Genomic DNA, 13,598 nt, shown 5'->3' on the forward strand with positions numbered 1-13,598 from the left:
ATAACGGTTAACGTAAGAAGCCGGTTAGATACTCCACGAAAACATCAGGTTGTTCAAGGTGGGGCAAATGCCCCGCCCCTTCAAAGGTTACAAGGCCTGTTGCATCTAAGTTTAAACTCTCCATAACAGCTTCATGTTGAGCAAATGGGACGGTTTTGTCTGCCGTGCCCCAGAACAGAAGTGTTGGAATTCCGGCTTCAGCGATGCGTGCGTAATAGGCCGGATGATCATCTGGAGTGAAGTTATAAACCGAAGAAGTAATTGCGCGAACAAAGCCCTCGCCTTTTCTTTGTTGCTGGTAACTTTCAGTTAAATGAGCAGCCACAGAAGCACCGTAATGTTCAGGAGAAATCGAGTTTTCTAATGAAGGAACATAAAACGCACTAAACATATAAAACCCCAATGACGCTGGCACGCCAGGTGCTGCAATAGGTTCGTGCAAAGGTGCTATAAAAGCGGCTGTTTCAAATCGGTCCGGATGATTCGCGACAACCCGCGCTGTCACCGCTCCCCCCATTGAAAGTCCAACTATTCCTCGAGCTTTATCGACTCCTAATGCGTCCATTAACCCGATTAACTGCCGCTCAAATAACTCGCCCGTGTACGGCACGTCCGGACGCTCTGAGAAACCACGGCCGAGCAAGTCATATTGAACCACACGATATCCTCTAGCAACTAGGTTTCTTGCTGTTGTACCCCACACTTCCATAGGCATACTAAAGCCATGCACTAAAATGACTGTTGGTGCGGTTTCGTCGCCGTCTATAGTGTAATGAGTTTCTCCCACTTCCAAACTTACAAATTCACCTGCGGCATTCGCTTTGAACTCCTGAGTATAGGCTTCAGACTCTTCAAAGCTTCGTAAATGCAGAACACTAACCCAAATAATCAAAAGAGCTAATAATACGAATAATGCTACGGTAATCCATTTTATAATTTTCATTCTGAATCCCTAAGAAGTTGTGAAGGAATGAGTATTTCGCCTTTTAAATAAGGTACAACCTGACCTTTTAAAGTCACACGATCATCTTTAACTGTACAATGTACTCGGCCGCCTCTGGCGCTGGCCTGGTAGCCGATTAACTCCTGTTTACCTAATACAGACGCCCACAACGGAGCTAATTCGCAATGAGCTGAACCAGTTACAGGGTCTTCCGGAACCTTAAGTTTTGGAAAAAAAGCGCGACTTACAAAGTCATACTCGGCATATTCATCTGCGGGTGCTGTTAATACCACACCTCGCCCGTCTAAATGACAAAAAGCCTCTAAATTCGGCTCTACTGCTCGAAGCTCGGTTTCGTTTGCATATTCAACAATATAGTCATAGCCCTTATATACCTGCTCAGGCTCTATAGCCAATCCGATTTCCAACGCTTCAGGCGCCTCACAAAGCTCAGGCATAAGCGCAGGAAAATCGAGCGCTAAATACTCACCCTCGCGAGAAACATTAAGAATACCGCTACGACTATTGAGAGCAATTGACTGCTGCTCGTACCCTAAATAATGAAACATGACATAGGCAGCTGCTAAGGTTGCATGACCGCACAGATCGACTTCATCCTCTGGCGTAAACCACCTGATTTCATGCTCTCCTTGCTGGGTGACGATAAAAGCAGTTTCCGAAAGGTTATTCTCGGCGGCTATATTTTTAAGTACCTTTTCTGGAAGCCAATGAGGTAACGGGCATACCGCCGCAGGATTTCCCGAAAATAGCGCATCTGCAAACGCATCTACTTGGTAAATCGGAATATTAATCATAATGTTAACCTAGTTTTAGTACTTGTTTTAACGGCAACCTTTTCATTAAAAATGCGATTAAACGCCAAGGCCAGCCCGGCACATATGCTGAAGTTTTCTCTGCCTCTATCGCTTTTACCATTGCCGCAACACCAGGCTTTGTATCAATCATAAATGGCGTATTTTTCACCTTCTCATTTATTTCTGAACGAATAAAGCCCGGCATAATACAGCTCACCGCTATCGGTGACTTACTTTTCATTAAATCAGCACGGATACCCTCAGTTAGGTTCACTAAGCCGGCCTTACTGGCTGCGTAGGCAGTCATAGCTCTTGGCATTCCCCTAAGCGCACTAATCGAAGATATCGTAACCAAGTGGCCACTATTTTGCTCTCTAAACAAGGTTAAGGCAGCTTCGCATTGTGCTAAAGCTGCAACTAGGTTCGTTTCGATAGTATCTCTATTGTGCTTAAACAGGCCTGTGCCTAGCGATCCGCCTTTACCCATGCCGGCGTTAACAATAACGCGATCAATCGAACCAAATTCCTCGTTATATTCATTAAACACCTTAAATACTGCATCGTGATCGTTCACGTCTAGTGCTTTCAAGCTTACTTTTACGTTCGGATGGTTTTGCTCAATTTCTTCTTTCAAGCCTTCCAAGCGCTCTACTCTTCTCGCGCATAGCCCTAGGTTTCTGCCTTTAGCCGCAAACTGACGTGCCATTTCGGCACCTAGACCTGAACTTGCGCCTGTAATTATAATTGTTTTACGTTCCATACTTTTCTTACCTGTAACTTCTTAACTTTGAAAATTTACCTGAAACATGAGCTTGTTCATTAAAGCTTAATAGCTCGTGCTTCTGTGCTGTTAAATTGAATCTACTGTAACTGGAGTTCACCAACTTCGTATTAAAGTCTACGAAGTGTTTGTGGTCTGCTTGTAGTGCAAGCAATGACGACAAAGCAATCGGGCCCCCAGATGTAATCACTGTAACTTTGGTTGTGTCTTCCGCTACGCCAACGAGTTGCTGCCACCCCTTTTTTAAACGTTGATGAAATGTCTCCCAACACTCTATGTAACTGTCTGCGGCTTTTCCCGTTTGCCAAAAACGTAATGCCTCTGCGAGTACAGGCAGCACTCGACGAGCATCTTTAGAGAGTACATCGTCTTGATACTGAGGGTGGCGCACAACAAATTGGCGTATCACATCTACGTGATCAAACTCATTCCAGTGCTCATCTACCAAGGTGTTGAATTCGGAACCATAACCTTCAAACAACGCTTCTGCTGTTTGTTTATGCCTAAGCAAACCACCCGTTATAACAGTGCCTAAATCTTCTTCTTGTGTTTTTAGAAAATGACCTAAGCGTATAGACTGTTCGCGTCCAAGTTCTGACAACTGGTCGTAATCGTCAGCTGCAAACGACGCTTGTCCATGGCGAACTAAAGTTACAATCACGACGACTTCCTACTCTTTTTAATAAGCTTCCATGCACGATGGTGAAGATAATGAATGAGAAACCAAAAATTCTTAAATGCAGGATTACGTGTTTGCTTGTGGTGATACCGGTAATAAATCTGTTGTGCAATTACCGATAACCGAAACAATCCAAATACTTGGTAGAAAGTCATGTCTACAGGAGTTACGCCCGATTTTTCGAAATAATATTCTATAACCTCTTCACGGGTCATCATGCCCTTAAGATGAGTCGGCTGCCTTCTTGTAGACTGGGCTATAAAGTCGTCATTTTCTTCAACCCAATACGCCAATAGGTTCCCCACTTCCATGAGCGGATCTCCAATAGTAGCTAGCTCCCAGTCCAAAACAGCAAGCACTTCCGTTGGGTCATCAACATTAAGAACTAAGTTATCGAAGCGAAAGTCATTATGCGTCATACATAATGTTTCTTCACTAGGCTGATTCTCTTGTAGCCATTCCATTAACTTCTTTGCTTTCGGTACATTCCACGTACGCGATTTTTGATACCTAGAATTCCAGCCTTCGACTTGGCGTTTAACAAACCCCTCGCCTTTACCGAGTTTTGTCAAACCGCTGTCTTCAATTGATATCTGATGAAGCTCTACTAATGTGTCTATCATGGTCTTACATAAAGAACGTACCTGCTCTGCACTAAGCTCAAGTCCTCTAGGTAAATTTTTTCGTGGTATGATTCCCGACACCCGGTGCATGACATAAAAGTCTGAACCGATCAGACTATCGTCTTCGCAATAGCCAACTAAATCAGGCACTTTTGTAAAATAGGGCTTTATCGCCTGCTGAAGTTCAAACTCCCGTTTCATATTATGAGCTGACTTAGCTTTTGTGCCTGCAGGTGCTCTTCTTAGAATAAGATCGTAATTTTCGTACTTTAGCCGATAGGTCCAATTGGAAGCCCCACCGTGAAACTGAGTCACCTCACATTGTCCCCGAATATCGGGCAATTCGTTTTTCAGCCACGCCTCTACAGGCTGTATGGGTAACTCCTCTCCTTCTCGAACGGCTTTACCTTGATCTTCGAACGACATAACTAAGACCTCTTATACTTCTTTAATTCTTCTTTAAGTACACTCACTTCGTGCACTTCATCTGGCCCGTCAGCAAGGCGCAACGCCCTTGCTATCGCAAAGAAAGCTGTTAGTGGGAAGTCATGGCTTAGTCCTGCACCACCGTGAACCTGAATGGCATCGTCTACAACCGCTTCAAGCATTTTAGGTACAACGGCTTTAATACCTGCTATCTCGCTGGCTGCAGCTCGCACTCCCTGTTCGTCAATAATTTTCGCTGTATGCATGGTGTACAAACGTGCTTGGTCGATAGCCATGCGATGGTGAGCAATACGCCTGCCGTTGTCGCCAAGGTGTAACAATGGTTTACCAAATGCCTCGCGACTACTTGCTCTTCGTATGAGCAACTCTAGTGAGCGCTCGGCAGCACCTATGGCGCGCATACAGTGATGAATCCTTCCTGGCCCTAATCGTCCTTGTGCGATAGCAAAGCCAGCGCCTAAGTTTCCAATTACATTTTCTTTAGGTACGCGAACGTCGTTAAAAGAAACCTCACCATGACCGTAAGGTGCGTCATAGTCGCCAAATACAGGAAGCATGCGTTCTATTTGCACCCCCTTTGAATTCAGCGGCACGATTACCATCGAATGTTGGCGGTGGCGTTCAGCAGATTTATCGGTTCTTCCCATAACAATGGCAAATGTCGTGTTGGGGTGTCCTAAACCAGTCGACCACCATTTCCGCCCGCGAATCACAACTTCATCACCGTCAGCAACAATTTCCGTTTCCATATTCGTTGCGTCCGAACTTGCAACCTGTGGTTCCGTCATGCCAAACACGGAACGAATTTCGCCTGCCAATAACGGCTTTAACCACGTTTCTTTTTGATGGGAAGAGCCAAAGTGATAAAGCACTTCCATATTGCCAGTGTCTGGTGCATTGCAGTTAAAGATTTCCGGAGCAATTAAACTACGCCCCATTTGCTCTGCGATAGGCGCATATTCATACGTAGAAAGTCCTTGGCCTATCTCAGAGTCAGGCAGGAATAAATTCCACAAACCTTCTTGTTGTGCTTTTTGTTTTAGTTTCTCGATATGCGGATCAAGCTTCCAGCTCGTCCAGTCTGGGTGAGCGTTATTCTTTATATTAGAAGCGTAATATTCAGCTTCAAAAGGTAAGATATTTTCGGCCATAAACGCGGTAACGCGCTCAAGCCATTTCTGCCCATGTTCCGACAATCCGTACATGAAAACCTCTTATATAGTTGTTTTATTTCATCGTATCGGATTAAACATCGGACCACCACCTCATTGTCGGTCCATTTATCTATTCTGTAGGCTGTTCGGTCGTCTCTTTCTGGTTTTCTTGCGCTCGATATTTCTTAATGATTTCATTCATATCAGCTATACGTTGCTCAAGCCCTCCGATAATTTTGTCTTTCATAATTTCTCTTGCCCGAATAGGAATATTGGCAAAATTCCCGGTGGTGATTCTTAGCAGGATCATATCGCTTTCGGCTTGTACTGTAGCCGTTCTAGGTTCTCCGGTAATAAAAGCAACCTCACCCACAAACTGTCCGGCTTCTATATCAGCAACATGCACATCGTCTTTAATAATCTTCGCGGCACCTGCCATAACGATATAAATACAAGCATCGGTATCACCTTGCTCAATAACATTTGAGCCTGCTTTCGCATGTTGGAATAGGTTTGGTGTAACTGCGAATCTTCTTTTGTCTTCCGACGTTAAAGACTTAAAAATCGCTGCGCGACTAAGTAGCTCAACAGCGCGAAGTTCGGAGATCTTTTTTATCGTTTGCGTTCCCATCTGCGTGTCCTATTCCCCATGAAGGCAATGTCAGTATGATTAAAATTTCGCCGAATAACAACGCGCATACAAAAAAGCCGAATGACTCACGTCATTCGGCTTTTCGATTTACTCTACTGTTGCGTCTTACCAGCCAGTCTTCTCGCGAAGTGCTTTGCCGATATCAGCCAAGCTACGAACTGTTTTAACGCCAGCAGCTTCAAGTGCAGCGAACTTTTCGTCTGCTGTACCTTTACCACCAGAAATAATTGCACCAGCGTGACCCATGCGCTTACCTGGAGGCGCAGTAACACCTGCAATGTAAGATACTACAGGTTTAGTCACATTGGCTTTGATGTATTCAGCAGCTTCTTCTTCAGCTGTACCACCGATTTCACCAATCATTACAATTGCTTCAGTTTCTGGGTCTTTTTCGAACAACTCAAGGATGTCGATAAAGTTAGAACCTGGGATTGGGTCACCACCGATACCTACGCAAGTAGACTGACCGAAACCTTCGTCAGTAGTTTGCTTAACAGCTTCATACGTAAGCGTACCTGAACGAGAAACGATACCCACTTTACCTTTCTTGTGGATATGTCCAGGCATGATACCGATCTTACACTCGTCAGGAGTAATAACACCCGGGCAGTTTGGACCGATCATGCGAACACCTTTATGAGTAAGGTATTCTTTCACGTACATCATGTCTAAAGTTGGAATGCCTTCAGTGATACACACGATCAACTCGATACCTGCGTCAGCAGCTTCGATGATTGAGTCTTTACAGAACGGCGCAGGTACATAAATAACTGACGCAGTTGCACCTGTTTCAGCAACAGCTTCTTTAACTGTGTTGAATACAGGAAGACCAAGGTGAGTTTGACCGCCTTTACCAGGAGTCACACCACCAACCATTTGTGTACCATAAGCAATTGCTTGTTCAGAGTGGAAAGTACCCTGACCGCCAGTGAAACCCTGACAGATAACTTTGGTATTTTTATCAATCAATACAGACATTATTGACCTCCCGCTGCAGCAACTACTTTTTGCGCTGCGTCAGTCAAGCTGGTTGCAGCTTCAATGTTTAATCCACTTTCAGCAAGCTTCTTCGCACCTAGCTCAGCGTTGTTACCTTCAAGGCGAACAACAACTGGTACCTTAACACCTACTTCTTCAACAGCACCGATAATACCTTCTGCGATCATGTCGCAACGAACGATACCACCGAAGATGTTTACGAATACTGCTTTCACATTGTCGTCTGACAAAATGATTTTGAACGCTTCAGTAACACGCTCTTTAGTAGCGCCGCCACCAACGTCTAGGAAGTTAGCTGGCTCACCACCGTTAAGCTTAACGATGTCCATAGTACCCATTGCTAGGCCAGCACCGTTAACCATACAACCGATGTTGCCGTCTAGAGCAACATAGTTAAGTTCGAATTGCGCTGCATGCGCTTCACGAGAGTCTTCTTGTGAAGGATCGTGCATTTCTTTGATCTTAGGTTGACGGTATAGCGCGTTGCTATCGATGTTGATCTTACCGTCTAGGCAATGCAAGTTACCTTCGTCAGTGATAACCAACGGGTTGATTTCTAGCAATGCGAAGTCGTACTGGATAAACATCTCAGCTAGACCTAAGAAGATTTTAGTGAATTGCTTCACTTGCGCTGGGTTAAGACCCAAACGGAATGCTAAATCACGACCTTGGAAAGGTTGAGGACCAACAAGTGGGTCGATAGTTGCTTTCAAGATTTTCTCAGGAGTTTCTTCCGCAACTTTCTCGATTTCAACACCGCCCTCAGTAGAGGCCATGAATACAACTTTACGCGTTGCACGGTCTACAACCGCACCTAGGTAAAGTTCTTGGTCGATATCTGTGCAGTTTTCTACCAAAATTTTCGCAACTGGCTGACCATTCGCGTCTGTTTGGTAAGTTACTAGGTTTTTACCTACCCAGTTTTCTGCAAATGCACGTACTTCATCTAGGCTGCTTACAAGCTTAACACCGCCTGCTTTACCACGGCCACCTGCGTGTACTTGACATTTAACAACCCATTTATCGCCGCCAATTTTCTTAGCAGCTTCTACAGCTTCGTCTGGGGTGTCTACCGCGTACCCATCAGATACTGGTAAACCAAACTCTTTAAAAAGCTGTTTTGCTTGATACTCATGCAAATTCATGATGCTTTTTCCGTCTGTTCATTCAAAACGAAAGCAGCCGTAGCTGCTTACCCGAATTACCGCGCAATATTATACGCGCATAACACATAAAATGACAGCGGCAGTCTAAGTTGACCGCCGCTGATATTTCACTAGATATCGAGAAGTAAACGTTGCGGATCTTCTAGGAGATTCTTCACTGTCACCAAGAAGCCTACTGACTCTTTACCATCGATAATGCGGTGGTCATAAGACAATGCCAAATACATCATTGGCAGTATTTCCACCTTTCCATCAACCGCCATAGGACGGTCCTGAATCTTATGCATACCTAAAATCGCGCTTTGCGGTGGGTTCAGAATTGGCGTTGATAACAACGAACCAAATACGCCACCATTAGTAATGGTGAAGTTACCACCTTGCATTTCGTCTAGGGTTAGCTTTCCGTCTCGACCTTTAATCGCAAGCTCTTTAATACCGGCTTCAATTTCAGCCAAGCTTAGCTTGTCACAGTCACGAAGAACTGGTGTAACAAGACCGCGAGGTGTAGAAACGGCAATGCTCACGTCAAAGTAGTTGTGGTAAACAATATCGTCGCCGTCAATTGAAGCATTCACTTCAGGGAAACGCTTAAGTGCTTCAACAACAGCTTTCACGTAGAAAGACATGAAACCTAAACGAATACCATGACGCTCTTCAAACTCTTTCTGATACGTTTTACGTAAGGTCATGATTGGCGCCATGTTCACTTCGTTAAACGTAGTTAACATCGCTGTTGAGTTCTTCGCATCTAACAAACGCTTAGCGATTGTTTTACGCAAACGCGTCATAGGAACGCGCTTCTGAGTACGATCTCCACTCACTGCAGGAGCTCCACTTTGACTTGATGATTCTGATTTCTTTTCTGAACTACCTTTAGATTTAACGTGTTTCTCTACGTCTTCTTTAGTAATTCGACCATCTTTACCGGTGCCTTTTACATCGCTAGCGTTTAAGCCGTGCTCGCCCAATAAACGACGAACAGACGGGCTAACTGCATCGGAAGCATCTTTACCACTGTCCGACGAGCTCTCTTCCGACGATGATTTTTCTTCACTCGAGCTAGAGCTACCTGACGCACCTTCGGCAATTTTACCGATAACTTCTTGTGCGCTCACGTTTGCACCTTCGTCATGCAAAATCTCAGCAAGTTTTCCGTCTGCTTCGGCAACAACTTCCAAAACCACTTTGTCGGTTTCAATATCAACTAAGTTCTGGTCGCGCGTTACAGACTCACCAGCTTTCACATGCCACGTTGCAATCGTTGCTTCAGAAACTGATTCAGGTAATTCAGGTACTTTAACTTCAATCGTTTTACCTGAACCTTTGCTACTAGACTTCTCTTCTGACTTCGACTCAGTCTTCTCAGACTCTTTCTTCTCTTCAGCTTTATCGTCAGACTTGTCATCGTCTTTGCTTGAACTCGAGCCAGAACCGCCCTCTTCAATAGAGCCAATGGTTTGCTGTCCGCTAACAGTGTCGCCTTCTTGCGCAGAGATTTTGCCGATTACACCGTCGGCTTCCGCTACAACTTCAAGTACAACTTTGTCCGTTTCAATATCAACCAAATTCTGGTCGCGGCTCACGGTATCGCCTTCTTTTACGTGCCACGTCGCAATCGTGCCGTCTGCAACAGATTCTGGTAACTCAGGTACTTTAATTTCAATCGCCATTATTTATCACCTGTTAAATGCTTAGCGCTTCATTTACGAGTTTTTCTTGCTGTTCTTTGTGGACTGCCGCATAACCTACAGCTGGCGACGCTGATGCCTGACGCCCTGCATACGTAAGTTTAGCTTTCTCCGGAATAGCTTCTCTGAAGTGGTGCTGGCTACAATACCAAGCGCCCTGATTCTGAGGCTCTTCCTGACACCACACAAATTCTTTCACGTGCTGATATGGCTTCAATACTTCAGCCATTTCCTCATGTGGGAATGGATACAACTGCTCTACACGAATAATAGCTACATTATTCTGTTCATTGTCGCGACGGGCTTTCAGCAAGTCGTAATAAACTTTACCGCTACACATCACAACACGGTCAACCTTCTTCGCGTCTAGCTTGTCTTGTTCTGGCAATACGTTGTGGTAAACACCTTCTGCAAGATCTTCTAAACTAGATACTGCTTCTGGGTGACGCAACAATGACTTCGGTGTCATAACAATCAACGGACGGCGAACCGGACGAAGTTGCTGTCTACGAAGCATATTAAACACCTGAGCAGGTGTAGTTGGTACACATACCGACCAATTATGGTCTGCCGATAGCTGTAGGAAACGTTCTAGTCGCGCTGAACTGTGTTCAGGGCCTTGACCTTCGTATCCATGAGGTAACAACAACGTTAGGCCGCATAAACGTCCCCACTTTTGCTCACCTGAACTCAAGAATTGGTCAATGACTACCTGAGCACCGTTCATGAAGTCACCGAACTGTGCTTCCCAAATAACGAGTGAGTTTGGCTCTGCAGTCGCATAACCATATTCAAAAGCCATAACCGCTTCTTCCGACAGCACCGAGTCATAAATTTCGATAGGAGCCTGATCTTCAGAAATTTTGGTTAACGGTAAGAAGGTAGAACCGTCTTCTTGGTTATGCAAAACCGCATGGCGGTGGAAGAACGTACCACGGCCACAGTCTTGACCTGTCATACGAATACGCGTGCCGCCTTTTACCATTGAAGCATAAGCTAAAGTTTCAGCCATACCCCAATCTAAAGTACGCTCGCCTCGCGCCATTTTCGCGCGCTCTTCATATACTTTTTGAACTTGTTTATTCAGCTTGAAGTCGGCTGGAACGTGGCTTACTTGCTCACCAAGTACTTTTAATTCATCGATAGAAATTGTGGAGTCATACTCTACGTTCCACTCTTTTCCAACGAACGGTGTCCAGTCCACTGAATGCTGTGACATTTCACGCCACTCGTCGACTACACACTCACCTTTATCTAACGCATCACGATAATCAGAAACAAGCTTCTTCAGCTCGTCTTCTGAAAGCAGTCCATCGTCTGTTAAACGCTTACCATAAAGCGCCTGAGGAACCGGATGCTTCTTAATTTTTTGGTACATCAAAGGCTGTGTAGCATTTGGCTCGTCAGCTTCGTTATGGCCGTGGCGGCGATAACAAACAAGATCAATAACTACGTCACGCTTGAACGTGTTGCGATAGTCTACAGCTAATTGCGACACGAATAATACAGCTTCAGGATCGTCCGCATTCACGTGGAAAATTGGTGCCTGCACCATTTTTGCAATATCAGTACAGTATTGCGTAGAACGCGCGTCTTCCTGTTTAGAAGTAGTAAAACCAACCTGGTTATTCACTACGATGCGGATACTTCCGCCAACGCCATACGCTCTAGTTTTCGACAAGTTAAATGTTTCTTGAACTACGCCTTGGCCGGCAATCGCCGCGTCACCATGGATAGTAATCGGTAATGCTTGGCTACCGTCTTTACACCCACGTCTGTCCATTCGAGCACGAACAGAGCCAATAACCACTGGGTTAACAATCTCTAAGTGAGATGGGTTAAACGCAAGAGCTAAGTGAACGTTACCGTTGTCGGTTGCAAAATCTGACGAGAAGCCCATGTGATATTTAACGTCACCGGCTTTATCAGTTGTGTTGCGTCCTGCGAACTCGTCGAACAATTCTTGTGGTTTTTTACCCAGCACGTTAATCAGAAGATTCAAACGACCGCGGTGAGCCATACCAATGACGACTTCTTTCGCACCTTGGTTACCAGAGCGGCGAATAAGTGCTTTCACTAGCGGAACTAAAGCGTCACCACCTTCAAGCGAGAAGCGTTTTGCGCCCGGGAATTTTTTACCTAGGTACTTTTCTAATCCGTCAGCAGCAACCAACTCTTTTAACAGTCGCTTACGCTCAGCTTCGTCAAATTTAGGCTGGCCCAGTTGAGATTCCAAACGTTGTTGAATCCAACGTTTTTCGTCTGTGCTCACGATGTGCATGTATTCAGCGCCAATGGAGCCACAATAAATGGACTCAAGGGCCTTATGAATATCTTTTAATTTCGCTACGTCTTTACCAATAACGAGGGAGCCCACGTTAAATTCGGTATCTAGGTCTTCTTTCTCTAACGAGTGGAAGTTAAGTGAAAGGTCAGGAACAGTTTCCTGCTTCCACAAACCTAAGGGGTCTATATTGGCGTGTTGGTGACCACGAAAACGGTAAGCGTTGATAAGCTGAAGAACACGTACCTGCTTTTCCGCAAATTCCGAGTTTATTCCTTCTCCACCGCCAGACTGCTTAAGCTTATGTTTGGCAGCTTCTCTAAATTGGTCACGAATAAGACTATGTTTAACGTCATTCGATGCGCCGGCAGGTAGCTGTTCGAAAAGTTTTCTCCACTCTTCGCCCACAGAATTTGGATCATCAAGATAAAGCTCAAAAAGCTCTTCGACGTAGGCCGCGTTACCTCCGGCCAGAGGTGAGGATTCTATCCAGGCTTGCATTGCGCCTTCTTGCATTGCTTTTCCTTTCCAATCATGAACGGTGAAAAACAACCGGAATTGTTCAGATTTTAAGAAACTGCCACCCTGCAATTAGGGTGGCGAATCTCAAAGCACATTCTTAATATATCAAAGCCTTGCGATTTTGCTAAACCGCACGACTCAACAACATCGATTTTATGTGACCAATAGCTTTAGTTGGATTCAAGCCTTTAGGACACACATTAACGCAGTTCATAATACCGTGGCAGCGGAATACACTGAACGCGTCGTCTAAATCGTCTAAGCGTTGTTCTGTTGCAGTGTCGCGACTGTCTGCAAGGAAGCGATAAGCATGTAATAGACCCGCTGGTCCAACAAACTTATCTGGGTTCCACCAGAACGACGGACATGAAGTAGAACAACATGCGCAAAGAATACATTCGTACAAGCCATCCAATTTTTCACGATCTTCAGGGCTTTGTAGACGTTCACGCGCTGGTGGAGTCTTGTCATCGTTGATAAGGAAAGGTTTTACTTTCTCATATTGCTGATAGAACTGAGTCATATCAACAATCAAATCACGAATAACAGGCAAACCAGGCAGTGGGCGCACTGTAATTTTGTTCGACTTCAATGAAGAAAGGTTGGTGATACACGCCAAGCCGTTCTTACCATTGATGTTGAAGCCGTCAGAACCACACACACCTTCACGGCATGAGCGTCTAAACGACAACGTTGGGTCCTGCTCTTCTTTTATCTTGATCAGCGCTTCAAGCACCATCAAGTCTTGGCTATCTTCTAGCTCTAAAGTGTACTCCTGCATACGAGGCTTTGTATCCGTATCAGGATTGTAACGATAGATAGAAAAAGTAAATTTTTTCATCGTT

The 13,598-nt window shown here is 45.0% G+C and carries 12 protein-coding genes; all 12 read right to left on the bottom strand.

What is annotated here, in order from left to right; translation table 11 throughout:
* Nucleotides 1-7: 7 nt before the first annotated feature.
* Complete coding sequence (locus DQX04_RS02915) at nt 8-943, bottom strand: alpha/beta fold hydrolase (protein WP_111914291.1); 936 nt, start codon at nt 941-943, stop codon at nt 8-10.
* Nucleotides 940-1,758 (bottom strand): PhzF family phenazine biosynthesis protein, encoded by an 819-nt coding sequence (locus tag DQX04_RS02920; protein WP_207916201.1) that lies wholly within the window; start codon nt 1,756-1,758, stop codon nt 940-942. Before DQX04_RS02920 ends, DQX04_RS02915 begins: the two co-directional genes overlap by 4 nt.
* 4 nt (nt 1,759-1,762) lie before the next feature.
* Nucleotides 1,763-2,518, bottom strand: a complete 756-nt coding sequence (locus tag DQX04_RS02925; RefSeq protein ID WP_111914292.1) for an SDR family oxidoreductase — start codon at nt 2,516-2,518, stop codon at nt 1,763-1,765.
* A 7-nt stretch (nt 2,519-2,525) separates the two neighbouring features.
* On the bottom strand, nt 2,526-3,200 hold the full coding sequence (locus DQX04_RS02930) for a histidine phosphatase family protein (protein WP_111914293.1): 675 nt from the start codon (nt 3,198-3,200) through the stop codon (nt 2,526-2,528).
* Nucleotides 3,197-4,267 carry a phosphotransferase family protein gene (locus DQX04_RS02935; RefSeq protein WP_111914294.1) on the bottom strand — a complete coding sequence of 357 codons (1,071 nt, stop codon included), beginning with the start codon at nt 4,265-4,267 and terminating at the stop codon, nt 3,197-3,199. Before DQX04_RS02935 ends, DQX04_RS02930 begins: the two co-directional genes overlap by 4 nt.
* 2 nt (nt 4,268-4,269) lie before the next feature.
* Nucleotides 4,270-5,493 (bottom strand): acyl-CoA dehydrogenase family protein, encoded by a 1,224-nt coding sequence (locus DQX04_RS02940; protein WP_111914295.1) that lies wholly within the window; start codon nt 5,491-5,493, stop codon nt 4,270-4,272.
* 79 nt (nt 5,494-5,572) lie between these two features.
* The gene (locus DQX04_RS02945) at nt 5,573-6,073 is read right to left on the bottom strand and encodes a cyclic nucleotide-binding domain-containing protein (protein WP_111914296.1); all 501 of its coding nucleotides are present in this window, start codon (nt 6,071-6,073) and stop codon (nt 5,573-5,575) included.
* A 126-nt stretch (nt 6,074-6,199) separates the two neighbouring features.
* Nucleotides 6,200-7,072 (bottom strand): succinate--CoA ligase subunit alpha, encoded by an 873-nt coding sequence (gene sucD, locus DQX04_RS02950; protein ID WP_111914297.1) that lies wholly within the window; start codon nt 7,070-7,072, stop codon nt 6,200-6,202.
* The gene (gene sucC / locus DQX04_RS02955; protein WP_111914298.1) at nt 7,072-8,238 is read right to left on the bottom strand and encodes an ADP-forming succinate--CoA ligase subunit beta; all 1,167 of its coding nucleotides are present in this window, start codon (nt 8,236-8,238) and stop codon (nt 7,072-7,074) included. The genes sucD and sucC overlap by 1 nt, the downstream gene beginning before the upstream one ends.
* Nucleotides 8,239-8,369: 131 nt before the next feature.
* Nucleotides 8,370-9,929, bottom strand: a complete 1,560-nt coding sequence (gene odhB, locus DQX04_RS02960; RefSeq protein ID WP_111914299.1) for a 2-oxoglutarate dehydrogenase complex dihydrolipoyllysine-residue succinyltransferase — start codon at nt 9,927-9,929, stop codon at nt 8,370-8,372.
* A 13-nt stretch (nt 9,930-9,942) separates the two neighbouring features.
* On the bottom strand, nt 9,943-12,747 hold the full coding sequence (locus DQX04_RS02965) for a 2-oxoglutarate dehydrogenase E1 component (protein WP_111914300.1): 2,805 nt from the start codon (nt 12,745-12,747) through the stop codon (nt 9,943-9,945).
* Between the two features lie 130 nt (nt 12,748-12,877).
* Nucleotides 12,878-13,594: a succinate dehydrogenase iron-sulfur subunit gene (locus DQX04_RS02970; protein ID WP_111914301.1), complete on the bottom strand. Its 717-nt coding sequence runs from the start codon at nt 13,592-13,594 to the stop codon at nt 12,878-12,880.
* Nucleotides 13,595-13,598: the final 4 nt, after the last annotated feature.

Origin of the sequence: Aliidiomarina sp. B3213 (assembly GCF_003290085.1) — a bacterium.
Taxonomy (GTDB): domain Bacteria; phylum Pseudomonadota; class Gammaproteobacteria; order Enterobacterales; family Alteromonadaceae; genus Aliidiomarina.